Genomic DNA, 18,522 nt, shown 5'->3' with positions numbered 1-18,522 from the left:
GCAAAATCTTTTGAAACTCACCTTGAAAACAAATTATTTCTTAGCCTGAACTTCCTCTACGACAACCTTTTTTGTTGAAAATTTAATTTCCTTTTTTATGATAAAAAACAACAAAAAATAAATTCATGTTTACCACTTGGATCACAATGGATTTAAAGCCTTATTTTTGAAATAAAATTGCGTATCTATTTTACAAATTGAAGCACAGAGAATCATTTTAAAATCAAAAAAATGAACCCAGTTTACTCTATAAAAGAAGCCATTAATAAAATAGAGCATTATTGCGCCTATCAGGAACGCTGTCACGAAGAAGTAGTTCAAAAATTAAGGAGCATGAAAATGGATTCTGATGAAATTGACACTATTTTAGTACATCTTATCAAAGATAATTTTCTGAATGAAAGCCGTTTTGCCTGCAGTTTCGCAAGAGGAAAACACCGCATCAAATTTTGGGGAAAAATCAGAATTGTAAACGAATTGAAATTTCGAAAAATAACACAATACAATATAAATCTGGCACTCAAAGAAATCTCAATAGAGGAGTATTTATCGACTTTTGATACCGTCGCAGAAAGACAATGGGAAACCATAAGCGAAACCAACAATCTGAAAAAAAGAAAAAAATTCTGTGATTATCTATTGCGCAAAGGATTCGAAAGCAATATAATTTATGAAAAGGTAAAAGAGTTGGAAAATTTAAAAGAAGAATAAAAAATCACAAACTCAAAAGCAAGCTCACCGCGTTTCCACCAAAACCAACAGCATTAATAAGTACTTTTTTAATGGGTTTTGTTTGTTTTTGTACTTCCGCAAAAGGAACTCCGATAAATCTATTGTGTTGCATCATCAGTATAGCGAGTTCCATACTCAATATTCCAGATGCGCCAAAAGTGTGACCAATTTTCCATTTATTGGTAGTCAATAAAGGAAGGCTTTCGCCAAAGATTTTTTCTATCGCTTTATATTCTGTCAAATCACCTTTTATGGTTCCCGGAGCATGCATGACAATTACATCAACTTCGGATAAATTGGTGTTTTGCAACGCCATTTTCATTGATTTTTGGAAACAAGTCGCTTCCGCCGAAATAGAAATACTATGTTCCAATATCTCTGTAGCATAACCAATTCCTTCAATGTAAGCTAATGCGTTTTCTTTTTTCCCAATTTCGAGACAACACACGCCTGCACCTTCGCCAAGAATCATGGTGTTTTGCTTTTTTTCTAAATCAAGTGCCCGATTCGGATATTGTTCTGTGTTATTCGAATAAATTTTCAAAGCGCGCATTTGTGAAATCGTAAAATCAGTTAAAGGCGCTTCACTACCACCAACAAGAAATTTATCAGCCATTCCTGCTCGAAGCCACGCCACCCCGTTTAAAACGGCATGTAAAGCAGTAGAACAAGTTATAGAATGTGAGATTTCAGGACCAGAACTTTGTAAATCATGGGCAACCCAAGAAGAAATATTTCCCAAAGTCGTCGTTGGTGAAGCCAAAGTTTGTGCTTTCCCAGTTTTTAAATAGTCCTGATAGTGTTTTTCAAATAAATCTGTTGCGCCACGAGAGGAACCAATGTTAATCCCAAAAATATCTTTGTGTGTCCAACCCGCATTGTTTATTGCTTTTCGCGAAGCAGCCATCGCATACAAAACTGACTTATCTAAAGACTTATATTTGTTATCTGACTCTTGTAAAGCATCCACAACTTCTTTTGAATCATTGTCCAACTTAGCAACGAAAGTTTTCTTATCGTCTAAAACATGTTCCGTAAAACAATGATTTTCATTAAGATAATTTTCCCAAATTATTTTTGAGTCAGCTCCCAAAGGTGAAATGGAAGCTATGGCGGTTATGGAGATTATTGTTGACAAGATAGTACTATTATTTTGCGGCAAAGGTCGCAAAGTTTTTCGAAAAATTGGCACACAATAGCACCTATGCTACTGACAAAAAAAGATTTTTATTTTTTCAATCTGTGGAAATCCGTTTAATCCGTTTAATCTGCGGCTAAAAAAACTAGAAATCAATTGTAGCTATCTATCTGCCAGGTTAATGGTAAAAAAATAGCACACGGATAACACGGATTTAGCTGATAAAGACGGATTTTTTAATCTTGGAGAATCCTTTTAATTTGTGGCTAAAAATCAAACTATTTCCAGCGCCTTTTCAACCACATGATATACTTTTTGTAATTGCTCATCCGTAATAACGTAAGGAGGCAAAATGTATACAATATTACCAACCGGACGCAAAATTACTCCGTTTTCGATAAAAAAATCATATAGTTTATTGCGCAAAGTTCCATAGTAACTGGCTGAACTTTCAGTTTTTATTTCCAAAGCAAAAATGACTCCGAGAACTCTTGTTGTTGTTACTTTTGGATGATTTTTCACGCGTTCTTCAAACTCCAAATGTCTGTGATTGACACGAACTACATTCGCTTGCATTTCATCGGTTTGCAACAAGTCTAAACTAGCCAAAGCTGCCGCACAACCTGTTGGATTTGCTGTAAAGGTGTGTCCATGAAACAACGCTTTATTAATGTCGTCATCATAAAAAGCATCAAATAAATCCTGCGTAAAAGTCGTAATTGCCATAGGAATAGTCCCTCCAGTTAATGCTTTGGACAAGCACATCATATCTGGTTTTTCCACCAAATAATCCGTTGCAAAAATTCTTCCGGTTTTCCCAAAGCCCGTCATCACTTCATCCGCAATGGTTAGGACATTATTCTCCTGACAAATTCGCATCAATTTATCTAACGATTCCGGTTCGTATATCACCATTCCTGCGGCTCCTTGAACCAATGGCTCAAAAATAAAACCCGCACAATTGTTGTTTTCTATAACTGATTGTAACGCATCATAACTTTCCTGCTCCTGTCCTTTCACCGGAACTGGAATCCGAACCACATCAATAAACATTCCTTGAAAAGCTTCTATAAAAAACGAGATTCCACTTGCTGCCATAGCGCCAAATGTGTCCCCGTGAAATGCATTTTCAAAAGCAATTATCGTAGTTCTCTTTTCTCCTTTATTGAAAAAATACTGCAAGGCAACTTTAATAGCGACTTCAACAGCCGTAGACCCATTATCAGAAAAGAATATTTTTTGTTGGTTTTTTGGTAAAATTTCCATCAACTTCTCAGCTACTAATATAGCAGGCTCATGTGTAAATCCACCAAACAACACGTGTTCTAATGTCGTGAGTTGTTTGTAAATCGCATTGGCTATAAACGTATTGGAATGCCCATAAGGATTTACCCACCAAGAAGCGATTGCATCAATGTATTCTTTATTGTTTTCATCCCATAGCAAAGCGCCTTTTCCTTTTTTAATGGCAATTGGTAACGCTGCAGTTTTGTGTTGGGTATACGGATGCCAAAGATATTGACCGTCTCTTTCTGTTAAATTCATTTTGCAAAGATAAAAGAAGCAAGCTACAAGAAGCGAGAAAAACATAAAAAACAAGTCTGAATTCTATCCTCTTGCTTCTTATTTTTTATAAAGTCAATAGCTGTTCCCGAAACAAATCAGCATATTCTTTGATTACATTTTGGTCAAAATAGGGTTCTTGCTCTATTCTTCCAACACATTTGATACCCGTTTTACTCAAGATTATTTTCTCTGTCGCTTTATTTTCATCTCCGGAGAAAACAATCCCTGCAACTACTATTTTTCTGTTTTGCAAGGCTTCAATCGTTAGCAAAGTATGATTGATACTACCCAAATAATGACGGGAAACCACAATCACTTTATATTCATTTTGGATTAAATCAATCACACAATCAGTACCATTTAATGGTACGAAAACACCTCCCGCTCCTTCAACAACCAAATGATTTTCTGTTTTGGGTTCAATAATTTTCTTTAAATCAATCACAATTCCGTCCAATTCAGCTGCAAGATGTGGGCTCGCCGGTGTGTTCAAAGCATAGCTATTGGGATGAATCACCGTTTTTTCATTGGACAAAAAAGATTTAACCTTATGGCTGTCGGAGTTTTGTAAATCGCCTGCTTGAACAGGTTTCCAATAATCAGCTTCTAAAGCTTCTGTTATAATGGCCGACGCGATGGTTTTACCAACATCGGTCCCAATTCCTGTTATAAATAGTTTCATAGATATTTGGCCACAGATGACACGGATTAAACGGATTTATATAGATTCTTTAATTTTTCCTATTGTTTGTAAAAATAAGTCTTTTAATTTCTGGTTTTTCTCCAAAGTTTAATAACAAACCTATTTCAATATTTGTAGCTTTTAAGTAATTTAAAGTTTGAACATAATGAGCCTTTACCAAAATGTCACAAGCCTTTAATTCTAAAATGATTACATCATTAATTAACAAATCAGCAAAAAAGTCACCAACAAGTTCATTTTTATAATACACTTTAATTTGCTTTTGAGGCTCCACTTTAAAACCTTGTGATTTTAATTCCAAATACATTGCGTTTTGATACACCTTTTCAAGAAAACCATAACCCAATTCATTGTAAACTTCGTAAAAAACTTTTAAAATAGATTCCGATAATTCTTTGTGCAAAATTTCAGTCATTATTACTGTTTAAAAATTAAAATCCGTTTAATCCGTGTTATCTGTGGCTAAAAACAAAAGTACTCAACAATCGCAAGACTTCAGAGATTTCCTCTTGTGAATTATAACTGTGCAAACAAAAACGCAGTCTTTCCTGGCCTTCTGGAACAGTTGGAGAAAGTATTGCTTTCACATCAAATCCTTTTTCCTGCAGTTGATTCGCGATAGTTTTTACTTTTTCATTTCCTGGAATAATGGCAGATTGTATCGCCGATTTGCTTCGAACAAAAAGTGGCTTTAAACCCAACAAATTCTTCTGCTGATTAAAAGAAATAATATTTTCTCTTAATTTTAAAATGGAATCCGAATCCTGTTTTAAATGCTGATAAGCAATCAAAATCGTTGCAACAGAATGTGGCGAAAGCCCTGTGGTATAAATAAAACTTCGGGCAAAATTTACTAAATAATCCCTTAACTCAACCGAACCTAAAATCGAGGCTCCATGACATCCCAAACCTTTTCCGAAAGTCATAATTCGGGCAAAAACGTGATCTTGCAAGCCCAGCATTTGAACAAATCCTTCGCCTGTTGAACCAAAAATTCCCAAAGCATGCGCTTCATCAACAACAAGATAACACTGGTGCTTAGTTGAAACCAAAATTAATTCTTCCAGATTTGGACAATCACCATCCATCGAAAAAACAGATTCAGTGACGATATAGATATTGGTATTTAGATTCCGTAAAATTAATTTTTCTAGGTCTTCAAAATCATTATGATTGAACTTGTAGGCTTTCGCATTCGACAGTTGAATTCCATCCCGAATAGAAGCATGACACAATTCATCATATAAAATCAAATCTCCTTTTTGTGGAACTGAGCCAAAGAATCCAAGATTAGCATCATACCCGGAATTGAAAATTAAAGCCGATTCCGATTTGTGAAACTTTGCAATAAAATCTTCAGTTTCTTGATATATTTTGTGGTTTCCAGATAATAATCGGGAACCGGTCGCACCGTTTTGACTGATTTCATTGGTAATTAAATACTGATGCGTTTCCTCAAAAATAATTTCTGATTGTGACAAACCCAAGTAATCATTGGAGGAAAAATCAATCTTTTTACTTGACAAAGGTAATTTTCGCAACGCATTACGCTGCTTTCGAATTTCAAGTTTTGCGGATAAATTTTCTGGAAAATGTTTCATAGTCCACAAAAATAAGCATCTTTTTTGGTTTATGGATTTTGGGAACTATTTGTTAGTTTTTCTATCAAATTTTAAAAATAAATAAAAGTCATTTCTTCAAAACGATATTCAACTTGCTCACCAAAAAAAACAATTCTATTACAAATTAACATTTGAATTAAAGCAATTAAAAAAATACTTATAATTTTTTCCGAAAACGGTTTCGATTTAGAAACTTCATAAAATTATGTTAAAAAAATCTTAAAATTAATATTGAAGATATTAACCTATGAAATAGTTTTCTACTTTCGACAAATATGAAACGAATTGCATCACTTTTTTTAATAGTAACGTTGTTCTATAACGCGATGGGATACTATCTTATGTTTGCTTATCAAGAAGAGCAAGCGTGGGTATCTTCTATGAAAAAAAACCATGACTCAGAGTTTCAAGTGATCAAATTGAATGCAACATTATACTCCTTTATCGAAGACACTGATTTTGAGTATGTGGATGAAGATGTGGTTATTAATAATAAGAGTTATCATATTTTCAAGAAAAGAATTCAAAACAACATACTAAGTCTATATTACCTGCGCAATTCACATCAAGATGCAATAAGTCAGGATTTAAAAGATATTGTTGACAATCAATTATTCAACGGATCTTCATCTAAAGAGTCTCCAGTTAAAAAACTCATGAAGTCTTTTCTTCAAGATTATATTCCCAGTAATGCTTATTGCGTAGATTTTTCTCCAAAAGCAATCCTACATTCAACTAAATCTATCATTATGCCAAACCAGGCGCTAGATTCCGGATACCTTTCTTTATCGTATTCACCACCCGATTTCGTTTAAATCTTCTTTCATTTTAGTGGAATCACTCGCTTTTATCTGGCATTTGTAAAGTCAAGATAATCATGATTGCTTTTTAGCTAAATCTATACATTTATCAAACCCTTTCGTTAGAAATTATGCCCTTTATAAATACAAAATAGCCTTTTGTATTTTAGAATTCATTTTTTGTGAATGATTTCATAGGCCTATTTTGAATTTCTATTCTGCTATATTTTGTATAACTAGCTTTCAGAATCATGAATTAGATTAATTTACAAATTCAAAATGGATTTATAAAACAGTTCTTTATTTCAAAGACAACCATTAATCTATCCATTTCGCCTTGTAAATCCAAAGAAATTTTTTGGCAAAAGCCAACAGTAAATCTTGTTTTTAAGCGACACTAACAATCAAACAACCATTATTATTTTTAACACCGACCTTCTTTTAGGAAGAAGTTGATGTTAACCTGCTTTATACAATTAACCATTATAAAAAACCAAAACTTGAAAAATTTATCCGTTATACAATCCGTTTGTATTTTTATCCTATTTCTTACAATTGCTTTTAACACCCAAAATATATCAGCACAAGGATGTGTCGCTATCAAAGGTAATGCGACAAGTTGCATGTCGATTCATGCTGACAGCACTACTGTTTCAGGATGGCAATTCGCCAGCAGCGGTCGTTATTTTAGATCATTCAGACACTTTTCTGGAACTGAGGAAAACAAAGACAGGTTAGTTCAAAAAACAGAAGTTATCAATTACACTTCAGTTTTCAATCTTTCATTGACCAGAATATTAAACAACCGCTGGTCTGTTATGGTCGATCTTCCTATTTCAAATAATGTTCGTTCTTCATTGTACGAACATGGATTGGTAAATGGTACTTACGTAAAAAGAGAACGTAACTCTACAAGCTCCTTTGGTATTGGCGATATTAGATTTGCAGCTTATAGATGGATGTTAGATCCAGCAAAAAGTACAAAAGGAAACATACAACTAGGATTAGGGATAAAATTACCAACCGGTGATTACAACTACAAAGATTATTATTACAATGTAGGTCCAAATGGATCAAAAGAATTGCGTCCGGTAGATCAATCCATCCAGTTAGGAGACGGCGGTACCGGATTTACATTTGAAGTAAACACCTTTTACAACTTCATAGAAAACTTTGGAGTTTACGGTAATTTCTATTACTTAATAAATCCACGTGAACAAAACGGCACACGTACCTATAGAGAAACATTAGCATCACGACTTGCTAACGAAGCGATTATGAGTGTGCCAGATCAATATATGTTTAGAGCGGGTTTTAATTATTCAGTAAATCAAATAAAAGGATTGTCTCTAGCCGCAGGCGCACGATTAGAAGGGATTCCGGTAAATGATCTTGTAGGCGGAAGTGGAGATTTCCGTCGTCCAGGTTATATCTGGTCTGTAGAACCTTCCGTAAACTATGAGTATAAAAAAGTAGTCTTGTTTGCATCGATACCGTTTGCAGTGGTTCGTAACCGTACGCAAAGTGTGACCGATAAAGAAAATTCTGTAACAACAGGAACTCATGTTCAGGGTGACGCGGCATTTGCTGATTATACCATTAACATTGGTATATCAACCAGATTTTAAAATTAGTAGCAGTAGCAAAATAAAAACAATATATTTTTAAACAATAAAACACCAAACCATTAACCAAAAATCATTTATTAATGAAAAAATTTTATCTGAGTTGCCTGCTGTTGGCACCTTTATTTATAAATGCTCAAACAGAGATTGATGGAATTATGATGAGCAAAAACAATTTTTGTTTTGGAGCTGTATACCAACATAGCAGCTGGGACGAATATTGGGAAGGAACCTTTAAAAGAGAAAATCTTAATCTGGGTACTGTTTCTACAAAATCAATTACCTTAAATGGAAACTATGGTGTTTCTGATAATTTGAATATCATTTTCAGTCTTCCTTACGTAGAAACAAAAGCTTCTGCCGGAACAATGGAAGGTCAAAAAGGATTGCAAGATCTATCGTTAACGATAAAATACATGCCTTTCGAAAAAACAATTGGAAAAGCCACCTACTCTTTATATGTTTTGGGAGGACTTTCGGCTCCAGTTTCTGATTATTCAGCAGATTATTTACCCTTAAGCCTTGGTCTAAGAAGTAAGACTGCATCTTTACGATTGATGGGTGATTATCAAAGAGGTCGTTTTTTCACCACGCTATCTGGAGCGTATGTAAAAAGAGCCAATATAACCATTGACAGAGATTCCTATTATACAGACGAAATACATTACACCAATGAAGTGGATATGCCAGACGCTATTTCGGTAAACTACAGAATAGGCTATCGTTCCAATAGATTAATCGCCGAAGCAGTACTTGATAACTGGGTTACGCAATCTGGAGGATTTGACATTACAAAAAACAACATGCCCTTTCCAAGCAATACTATGAATGCATTAAAAGTAGGAGTAAATACTAAATACACGCTCAGAAAAATACCCGCATTATCTATTATTGGAGGATGCAATTTTGTTACACAAGGCAGAAATGTTGGACAATCAAACACCTTTTATGGTGGTTTATTTTATATCCTTAACTTAAAAAAAACAGTACAAGAAAATGAAAAATAAAATACAAAAAATAGCCTATAACAGTATTTTGGTTTTGTTTCTTACGTTGAACTATTCTTGTAGTGACGAGTTAACAGAACGCAACGAACAATTTCCTCAATTAAATCCGGCTAATACAGATGATTTAGCCGGAACTTGGAAAACATTTCTATTGACTGCCCCGGATGAATTCTCTTTAGACGCACCAATAGCAACTACCGCAGCTGCATTTACAAGAGAAATTAACGAAATAAAAAGTTATCAGGCAAGTGTAACGCCGGAACAGAAAAAAATAATAAAATACTGGAGTGCCGGAGGTGTTTTACGTTGGAATGAAATCATGCGAACATTAGTGGCTAGACACAATCGTCCGCCATATCAAAATGAAGACGGAACATATCCTGCACCATCTGCGGCAAGTCCATTTGCGAATCCTGAATTTCCTTTTTCAAATCCTCCATACGCAGCCAGAGCTTATGCTTATGTAAGTGCGGCGCAATACGATGCGATGATTGCAACTTGGCATTATAAAAAACTGTACAACAGAGCTGCACCTTTTACGGTTGATGCTACTTTACCGGTTTTAATTCCAAAAAGCACCTTACCTTCTTATCCGTCTGAAGATGCAGTTCTAGCAGGAGTTACAGTTGAATTATTAAAGTTATTATTCCCAACAGAAATTGCTTACATACAAGAAAAAGCAGAGGAACAAAAATTATATCGCATTATCAGTGGTGCCAATGTTCGAAGTGATGTTGATGCTGGAATTATTTTAGGCAGAAAAATTGCAGGCAAATTTATCGCCAGAGCAGCTTCTGATGGAACTGGAGCGGCTATAGGCAATCAAGCGCTTTGGACTCAACTGGAAAGTCAAACTGCTGCAACTGGAGAAACCCCTTGGAAATCATTAGATGTACCTGCAAGACCTCCAATGTTACCATTATTTGGAAAAGTAAAATCATTTTTAATGACTCCAGAAATGGTTGTTGCAAGTCGCCCAGTTCCACCGCCTTCTACAAAATCAGAGCAGTTTGCAAAAGAATTAGCTGAAGTAAAAAGATATGGACAAAATGCCACCAGAAAGAACATGCAAATCGTTACTTTTTGGGCTGATGGTGTAGGAACTTATACGCCACCCGGACACTGGAATGCAATTGCCTCAGAGACATTTGTAGCACTCAATTATAGTGAAGTACGATGGGCAAGAAATCTTGCTCTATTAAATATTGCTATGATGGACGCGGCTATCAGCTGTTGGGATGCTAAATACACGTACTTTAACCCAAGACCTTCACAAGTAGATCCGTCTATAAAAACATTGACAGGAACTCCTAATTTCCCTTCCTATGTATCAGGACACTCCACCTTCAGCGGTGCGGCTAGTGTCGTTTTATCTCATCTAGTTCCTGTAAAAGCACAAAGTTTTGTAGCTATGGCAAAAGAAGCTTCGGATTCTAGAATGTTTGGATGCATTCACTACAGAAGCGATTGTGAAAAAGGACTTGAACTAGGCGAAAAAGTAGGTGGTTTTGCTGTAGCAAGAGCTCTTATTGATGGTGCCGAATAACATAAAATAATTAAGTTGATAATTTGTTTTAATGGTTTGTTTTAAAAATTATTTATCAGCTCAAGCCTAACAGACGTTGGAAACCTGTTAGGCTTTTTTATAAAAACTAAAACTACTATACTATGAAAATACTATTTGAAGACTTATATTTTAGATTTAGTCACAAGATGGAGAAACACAGCATCAATATCATGCGTATTTCTCTCGGTGTTGTTTACATTTGGTTTGGTGGATTAAAAATTTTCGGTATGAGTCCCGCCGGCGAATTAGTAGAACAGACCGTTTATTGGTTTGAACCTGAAATATTCATTCCAATTCTTGGTATTTGTGAAGTACTTATAGGTCTTGGTTTACTTATAAAACGGCTCATTCCTTATACCATTGTATTGTTGTTAATGCATATGGCAGCTACATTTTTCCCTATTTTTATTCTAAAAACCATCTGTTTTGATGCTTTTCCTTACTGTCCTACTTTGGCTGGACAATACATTATCAAAAATCTCATCCTGATTTCTGGAGCACTTGTAATTGCATCAAAATATAATGAAAAGTATTATGCCAAAATGAATTTGAAATTAAATAAAAAATAAAATCTAAATGCATTTCAACCAATCAAAGATTTCCTAATTTTATAAGACAGTTAGTGCTATACCATTCATTAATCCGTGATTAATATAATCATATGAAAACTATACATTATAAAAGAGCGTCCACTATAGACGAACTGGAACAAATCAGAACCCTGCAATTACAAAATAACTCTCAGAATATAAGCTCTGAAGAAAAACTTCAAGAAGGATTTGTAACCGTGCAACACTCCGTTGCATTATTAAAACAAATGAATTCCGCTTGCGCACATATTATCGCCAAAGACAATGATATTTTAGTAGGTTTTGCATTAGTAATGCTTTCAAGCTTTAAAAACGAAATTGAAGTTCTAATTCCCATGTTTGAAAGAATCGATGAATTAGTACCAAAAGACAAAACCTATGTTGTTATGGGGCAAATATGCGTAAATAAAAACTATAGAAAACAGGGAATATTCCGTAATCTCTATCAGTTTTATAAAGAAGAATTACAACACAAATATGAGTATCTCGTAACCGAAATTGCAACTACAAATCCTCGTTCCATGAAGGCTCATGAATCCATTGGCTTTAAAGTCATCTGTATATATGAGGAAGATGGAATCGAGTGGAATATCATCCTTTGGGACTGGACATAAAAAAACCCCGCAAATTGCAAGGCTTTCATTTATATAATCGAAATTACTTTAGTCAACTAAAACAATAACTTTATTGTCTTTCATTTCAATTGTTCCTGAATTGATAGCAAGTGTATAATTTTGAGCATCCAACTTCGTGAATTTACTCGCCACTTCTTTTGCAAAAGCAAAGTTTGATGCTGTAATTTTTACTACACCTTTTTCTAAAATAGAAACAATTGGCGCGTGGTTATTCAAAATTTGGAAGCTTCCATCAACTCCTGGCAGTGTTACCGAAGTTACTTCTGCTGAAAACAATTTTGCTTCTGGTGAAACTATTTCTAATAACATAATTCTTTTTAGTTTAAAGTTTAAAGTTTAAAAGTTTAAAGTTACGAGTGAACCTTAAACTTTAAACTTTTAAACTTATTTTAAGCTTCCGCTAACATTTTTTCTCCAGCTTCGATAGCTTCTTCAATTGTACCTTTAAGGTTAAAAGCTGATTCAGGCAAGTGATCTAATTCACCGTCAATAATCATATTAAATCCTTTGATAGTATCTTTGATATCAACTAAAACTCCTTTTAACCCTGTAAATTGCTCAGCAACGTGGAAAGGTTGAGATAAGAAACGTTGTACACGACGCGCTCTTGAAACGGCTAATTTATCATCTTCTGATAATTCTTCCATACCAAGGATTGCGATGATATCTTGTAATTGTTTGTATTTTTGTAAAATCTCTTTCACTCTTTGTGCACAGTCATAATGCTCATCACCTAAGATTTGAGGAGTAAGGATTCTTGAAGTTGAATCCAATGGATCCACCGCAGGATAAATACCTAACTCAGCAATTTTACGAGACAATACAGTAGTAGCATCAAGGTGAGCAAAAGTTGTAGCCGGAGCCGGATCCGTTAAATCATCCGCAGGAACGTAAACCGCTTGTACAGATGTAATAGAACCTTTGTTTGTAGATGTGATACGTTCTTGCATAGCTCCCATTTCAGTTGCTAATGTTGGTTGGTATCCTACCGCAGATGGCATACGACCTAAAAGAGCCGAAACCTCAGAACCTGCTTGTGTAAAACGGAAGATATTATCCACGAAGAACAATACATCTTTCCCTTGATCAGTTCCTGCTCCATCACGGAAATATTCAGCGATAGACAATCCAGAAAGTGCTACACGAGCACGAGCTCCTGGAGGCTCATTCATTTGACCGAAAACGAAAGTAGCTTTAGACTCTCTCATTCCTGGTAAATCTACTTTAGATAAATCCCATCCTCCGTTTTCCATAGAGTGCATGAATTCATCCCCGTATTTTATAATTCCTGACTCTAACATCTCACGAAGTAAGTCATTCCCTTCACGCGTTCTTTCTCCTACTCCTGCGAATACAGAAAGTCCACCGTGACCTTTTGCAATATTGTTAATTAACTCCTGAATCAATACTGTTTTACCAACTCCAGCACCACCAAACAATCCAATTTTACCCCCTTTTGAGTAAGGCTCAATTAAATCGATTACTTTAATACCTGTGAATAAAACTTCAGAAGATGTAGATAAATCTTCGAATTTTGGAGCTGCTCTGTGAATTGACATTCCGTTTTCACCTGTTTTTGGCAATTCCGGTAAACCATCAATGGCATCTCCAATTACGTTAAACAAACGTCCGTAAACATCGGCACCAATTGGCATTTGGATAGGATTTCCTGTTCCAACTACTTCATAACCTCTACTCAAACCATCTGTTGAGTCCATCGAAATGGTACGTACTGTATTTTCACCAATGTGAGATTGTACTTCAAGCACTAACAAAGTACCGTCTTTTTTTGTGATTTCTAATGAATCATAAATTTTTGGAAGTTCAACATCCTTACCGTTGAAAACTACATCAACTACTGGTCCAATGATCTGGGCAACTTTTCCTATTACTTTCGACATTACTTATGTATTTATTAAATAGCTATTTAGGTTTATGAAATAGTTCCAATCGAAACGTATCGATTAAATGCTTTTTTCAGTGTGCAAAGATAATTTTTTAAAATATAAAATCAATTATTTTTTATAAAAAATGGATATTTTTACTTCCTACCGAAGAAAAGGCTTTAAAACAATCCAATAACAACAATATCCTCAAAAAAATAACCACCTGCATAAGCAGATGGTTATTCGTCATTATTTACTTTTAAATCTTATAAAGTAGCTGGATACAGTATTCGATACAAGCTTACATCTTTATTTTTGAAATTAGCTCCAAACTTTGCATTAATAGCGCCAGTAAACAAATTAGCTATGATAGCATACCCTCTTGGACTTGGATGCACTCCATCTAAAGAGAACATTCCACCCGTCACAAACGCTGAAGTAACTTTGTAGTTATTGTAGATTATACCTCCGTTTGCTAACTGATCCGTTACTCCTTTCAACTCGACAAATGCCAAACCTTTTGCATCCGCAACAGATTTTATAGTAGCATTGTAAGCATCTGTAGCAACTTTCACTTCAGCCACTTCAGCTTTAGTTAATACATGTACATCCTGCATTGGATATGTTACACCAAAAACATTCAATGGCGCAGGAACTCCTGCAGGTGCTGATGCAATAACAGTTTGAGCAGTAAGCACTACAAGATCTTCTTTTGTAGCTTGTCTTGCTTGACCAAAAACTTGACCATAAAAAGCTGCCGTTGGAGCTCCTAAAGTAGGCGTAAACGCAGCAGTTAATTGCGCAGATAGATTAGGTAAACTCTCATCAAGAATTAATAATGGGTTTGACGCAGTTGTAGACAATAATTCTATTCTCGATCCCGCACCAAATGCCGTTAAAGCTTGTTTCAAAGGACCGTATAACTGTGCATTCAAACCTTGTATAGTAGCAGTCCCTACAGCAACATTTCCACGACCTAAGACTGATGCAGTCAATGGATTAAATGGAACAGTTGTAAAATATGGCAAAGCAGTTACATAAGGTAAATTTGCCACAACACCTTTAGCACCTTTGGCCGTCATTGCATTAACGATACTGTTGTAAGCACCAGCAAACACCGCAGGATCTGTAATATCATTGCTTGCATAAGTCGCAGCATTCATATTACCCGTTTGATTTCTACCTGAACCTCCTGAAGTAGCATAACCTAATACATCATTTCCACCTATCCATAAAGAGAAAAAAGTAGGATCTTGAGCAACAGCATCAGCTACTACAGATGTTGTAGCCGATGTTGCAAATCTCGCAAAATACGGATTCGCCTGACCTGTAGCTACTCCAGCCACATTTCCATAACCCTGCGCAACTAAATGATAACTTTTTGCACCTGGAACACCTAGATTACTGAATGGACCTGCTAGTTTTGTAGTAACTTCTGTTGATGGTCTTCCTGTAACTAGAGCAGGCGCAACACCATTAAAAAATAAGCGCTGGTTTAAAATTACATTTCCACCAAATAATAAACCACCAACATTGTCAGCCATTAAAGGCGTCTTAAATTCTCCTCCACCCGTTAATGCAAATTGCTGTCCTATAATATTTGCATATGAACCTTTTTGCCCTTCAATAAACAAGGCATTGTCACTAAAACCCGCGGCATAAGAATCTCCTAATGCTACATATTTTGTTACTACTGCCAATCCCGCAGTTAAAGGCTGCCCATCAGATGAGTTAGCGTCAGCTATTACTTCATCTTCATTATTACACGCTACAAATGCCAATGAAGCAAATAGTAGCCATTTGAAATTTTTTATCATTGTTCTTTGATTTTAGTTTTAATAAAGTATTACGGGTTGATTGTCCAAGAAGCAAAATATTGTTGACCAATTAGACCAGCTCCTAATACTTGACCATATTCTTTACCTCCAATATTTGAAGCACCTATTTTTAAAGTTGATTTCAAAGAAGGGAAGTTATAATTTAATTGTGCATCTATAACTGTTGCCGCCTCAATGGTACCATCAGCAAAAGAAGACTGCCACAAATACTCACTGTTCCATCTACCACTCACATTAAATCCAAAATTAGGAAACAATTTTTCGTTACCAATAGATGCTTTTACACGGTGTTTTGGCGTATTAAAACCAGCCTCAAAACTAGGATCTTTAGATTGGTCAAATTTAAATTCAGCATAATTATAGTTTGCACCTATTTCAAAATCTTTGTATACTTTTCTAGACAATCCTATACCGAAACCTAATGATTCTATTTCTAAAGCAGTATTTGTGTACAATTGAAAAACTCTGGTATTTCCGTTTGCAAGTGCATGTATCGCTTGTTGACCCGCTACACTTGTCAGTCCGCCACCATCAACAGCAGTTCCATACAAAGGAGTTACTACATTTAAATTTCCAATAAAATTGTTATATACATTATAATAACCATTTAAATCTACCGAAGTTCTATTGATAAACGAACGATATCCTAATTCAATTGCTTTCACTTCTTCTGGCTTAACTAAACCAACGTTAGTTTTTTGCAACAAAGCTGGATTTCCTGCTGCCGCAAATGCTGCTGCAGAAGTAGCTGTATATGAATTGTTATAAGCATTTGTCCCATTAATTGTTACTGTACTTCCACCAGCAAAACCTTGACCTACTGTTCCATTTATTGGCAAAGTCTCTACAAATCGAGTCAAGTTATCAGGTGCTGACCCTAACAGAATCGCACTTCCAACGTTAAATCCAATGTATTGATCTTGTGTAGACGGGTTTCTAAAACCAGTTTGAAAAGATCCTCTGAAATTATGATTTTTCGCTTGTCCTGCAGAATAAACAGCAGAAACTCTAGGAGAATAATTCCCATCAAAGTTTTGCGCTTTGTCATAACGAAGTGAAGCTGTTAACTTCAAACGATCATCCATCATTTTTTTCATCACCTGTGTGTATGCTCCGTATTCATTATATTTGATAGGACCAGCAGCATCTGTATAAATACGACCAAATGAATTCAGCTGATATTCTCTGTAAGAACCTCCAACTTGAATTTCAGCAAATTTGATCAAATCTTTAAAATTATAATTGGCATCAGAGTGATAAATTCTTGAATTGTCAACCAACTTAGAACCAGTCAGAATACTTGCTTCATTTGTAACTTGGCTAAACGCGTTTTTGAACTCAGGAGTTCCTGGTAAAAATCTTCCAGTATCTGCTTTTGCTCTAGCTGCTCTGTGCGCATCTGCTGGCAACATACCACCTACTAATGTTGATTGCGCATATGTCGTACCATAATCTGTAAACCATTGTACATCTGACTTCCATTTACGATTTATATTGATCCCCGTAAACAACATGTCATAAGATTGACCTCCATCCTCTGTAGTTGTATATCCTCTCAAAAAGAAATTCTTTCCTTTAAATTCTAATTTATGCTGTTGCATAAAAAAGTTATTCAAATAATAACGGTTTGCACCTTGATATACTGTATTACCGTAACCAAATTTACTTTGAACAATTACTTCTAGTCTTTCGTCACCGAAAGGGCGAATATGTAATGACAGGTCAATTTTTGTGTTTGAAACTTTATTATCAGTTAAGTCCACCTCATTATAACCTGTTCTTGAAACTTTATCGCTAGGTAAAGTAGGCGCCCCAATAACTGTTGCCACTTCGTCACCATAAACATTGATTCCGTCATATCCATAATGAGTTCTATCTCTACCCGCTATCGTTTTATCATCATAATTCACAGCATGCCATTCAGTACCTCTCATGTAAGCAAAATTAGCTTTACCTGCAATGTATTTGTTGAATGCTTTGGCCATACGAACTCCATAATCTACATAATCATTTGTTCCAGCTGCTTTTTGGCTGGTTTGACCAAACTTAGCATACGCTCTAATACCTTCACTAGTAAATGGACTTTTACTTGTCATAAACAAAATTCCGTTAAAAGCGTTAGCACCATACAAAGCAGAAGAAGCTCCTGGTAACAACTCTACTGACTGAACATCAATTTCAGAGACACCTATTAAGTTTCCTAATACAAAGTTTAATAATGGCGAAGAGTTATCCATACCGTCTACTAATTGCATAAAACGAGTATTCGCCACAGTTGCAAAACCACGTGTGTTGATCGATTTAAACGACATACTAGAAGTATTCATTTGAACTTCTTTCATGTTTTCTAATCCATCATAAAAAGAAGGTGAGGCTGTTTTTTTAATTTCAGCAATACCCATTCTTTCAATAGTAACTGGCGACTCTAATACGCGCTCTGGCGTTCTTGAAGCAGAAACTACGATTTCATCTAGTTTATTCTCTTCATCCAATAACTTTACTGCAATTTTTTGACTAGCCGAAGAAACTGAAATTTTTTGAGATGTAAACCCGACACTTGAAACCTCAATAACAAAAGGTGGCTTTTTAGAAGATTGTAACGTAAATGAACCGTCAAAATCGGTTATCGTACCCGAAGAGTCTCCAACAATCTTAATGTTGGCTCCAGGAATAGGTTGGTTGTTACTGTCTGTAACAATACCTGAAATTGAATTTTGAGCGAAAGTTAGGCTACAAAAAAACAATGACAAAAAAAGTAAATACACTCTCATTGGGTTATAATTTGTTGGTTTATGAAGCCAAAGTACAAATAT

General features: G+C 35.3%; 16 protein-coding genes. 7 read left to right on the top strand and 9 right to left on the bottom strand.

Annotated elements, in window-relative coordinates; translation table 11 throughout:
• Positions 1-231 precede the first annotated feature (231 nt).
• Positions 232-711: a regulatory protein RecX gene (locus DR871_RS05055; RefSeq protein ID WP_113664570.1), complete on the top strand. Its 480-nt coding sequence runs from the start codon at positions 232-234 to the stop codon at positions 709-711.
• 4 nt (positions 712-715) lie between these two features.
• On the opposite strand, the gene DR871_RS05050 is transcribed toward DR871_RS05055, so the two are convergent.
• From DR871_RS05050 to DR871_RS05030, 5 genes are all read right to left on the bottom strand, one after another.
• On the bottom strand, positions 716-1,870 hold the full coding sequence (locus tag DR871_RS05050) for a beta-ketoacyl synthase N-terminal-like domain-containing protein (protein WP_113665435.1): 1,155 nt from the start codon (positions 1,868-1,870) through the stop codon (positions 716-718).
• Between the two features lie 273 nt (positions 1,871-2,143).
• Positions 2,144-3,415: an adenosylmethionine--8-amino-7-oxononanoate transaminase gene (gene bioA / locus DR871_RS05045; RefSeq protein WP_113664571.1), complete on the bottom strand. Its 1,272-nt coding sequence runs from the start codon at positions 3,413-3,415 to the stop codon at positions 2,144-2,146.
• 85 nt (positions 3,416-3,500) lie between these two features.
• Positions 3,501-4,118: a dethiobiotin synthase gene (gene bioD / locus DR871_RS05040; protein WP_113664572.1), complete on the bottom strand. Its 618-nt coding sequence runs from the start codon at positions 4,116-4,118 to the stop codon at positions 3,501-3,503.
• Between the two features lie 49 nt (positions 4,119-4,167).
• Positions 4,168-4,554 (bottom strand): GxxExxY protein, encoded by a 387-nt coding sequence (locus tag DR871_RS05035; RefSeq protein WP_113664573.1) that lies wholly within the window; start codon positions 4,552-4,554, stop codon positions 4,168-4,170.
• 37 nt (positions 4,555-4,591) lie between these two features.
• Positions 4,592-5,740: an aminotransferase class I/II-fold pyridoxal phosphate-dependent enzyme gene (locus tag DR871_RS05030; protein WP_113664574.1), complete on the bottom strand. Its 1,149-nt coding sequence runs from the start codon at positions 5,738-5,740 to the stop codon at positions 4,592-4,594.
• 347 nt (positions 5,741-6,087) lie between these two features.
• On the opposite strand from DR871_RS05030, the gene DR871_RS05025 reads away from it, so the two are divergent.
• From DR871_RS05025 to DR871_RS05000, 6 genes are all read left to right on the top strand, one after another.
• Complete coding sequence (locus DR871_RS05025) at positions 6,088-6,576, top strand: hypothetical protein (protein ID WP_113664575.1); 489 nt, start codon at positions 6,088-6,090, stop codon at positions 6,574-6,576.
• A gap of 485 nt (positions 6,577-7,061) precedes the next feature.
• The gene (locus DR871_RS05020) at positions 7,062-8,189 is read left to right on the top strand and encodes a hypothetical protein (RefSeq protein WP_113665436.1); all 1,128 of its coding nucleotides are present in this window, start codon (positions 7,062-7,064) and stop codon (positions 8,187-8,189) included.
• Between the two features lie 80 nt (positions 8,190-8,269).
• On the top strand, positions 8,270-9,193 hold the full coding sequence (locus tag DR871_RS05015; protein WP_113664576.1) for a transporter: 924 nt from the start codon (positions 8,270-8,272) through the stop codon (positions 9,191-9,193).
• Positions 9,183-10,739 (top strand): vanadium-dependent haloperoxidase, encoded by a 1,557-nt coding sequence (locus tag DR871_RS05010; RefSeq protein ID WP_113664577.1) that lies wholly within the window; start codon positions 9,183-9,185, stop codon positions 10,737-10,739. The genes DR871_RS05015 and DR871_RS05010 overlap by 11 nt, the downstream gene beginning before the upstream one ends.
• Positions 10,740-10,861: 122 nt before the next feature.
• Positions 10,862-11,329, top strand: a complete 468-nt coding sequence (locus DR871_RS05005) for a DoxX family membrane protein (RefSeq protein ID WP_113664578.1) — start codon at positions 10,862-10,864, stop codon at positions 11,327-11,329.
• Between the two features lie 92 nt (positions 11,330-11,421).
• On the top strand, positions 11,422-11,964 hold the full coding sequence (locus DR871_RS05000; RefSeq protein ID WP_113664579.1) for a GNAT family N-acetyltransferase: 543 nt from the start codon (positions 11,422-11,424) through the stop codon (positions 11,962-11,964).
• 48 nt (positions 11,965-12,012) lie between these two features.
• On the opposite strand, the gene DR871_RS04995 is transcribed toward DR871_RS05000, so the two are convergent.
• The 4 genes from DR871_RS04995 to DR871_RS04980 form a co-directional block, all read right to left on the bottom strand.
• Entirely contained in the window at positions 12,013-12,294 is a 282-nt protein-coding gene (locus DR871_RS04995; RefSeq protein ID WP_091172385.1) for a FoF1 ATP synthase subunit delta/epsilon, read from the bottom strand.
• A gap of 80 nt (positions 12,295-12,374) precedes the next feature.
• Positions 12,375-13,886: a F0F1 ATP synthase subunit beta gene (atpD, locus tag DR871_RS04990; protein ID WP_113636027.1), complete on the bottom strand. Its 1,512-nt coding sequence runs from the start codon at positions 13,884-13,886 to the stop codon at positions 12,375-12,377.
• A 251-nt stretch (positions 13,887-14,137) separates the two neighbouring features.
• Positions 14,138-15,688: an SGNH/GDSL hydrolase family protein gene (locus DR871_RS04985; protein ID WP_113664580.1), complete on the bottom strand. Its 1,551-nt coding sequence runs from the start codon at positions 15,686-15,688 to the stop codon at positions 14,138-14,140.
• Positions 15,689-15,717: 29 nt separating this feature from the next.
• Entirely contained in the window at positions 15,718-18,480 is a 2,763-nt protein-coding gene (locus DR871_RS04980; protein WP_113664581.1) for a TonB-dependent receptor domain-containing protein, read from the bottom strand.
• Between the last annotated feature and the right edge of the window lie 42 nt (positions 18,481-18,522).

The organism is Flavobacterium petrolei, assembly GCF_003314435.2.
GTDB lineage: Bacteria > Bacteroidota > Bacteroidia > Flavobacteriales > Flavobacteriaceae > Flavobacterium > Flavobacterium petrolei.
The sequence above is the reverse complement of the archived record's forward strand: the minus strand, read 5'-3'. Positions and strand labels throughout refer to the sequence as shown.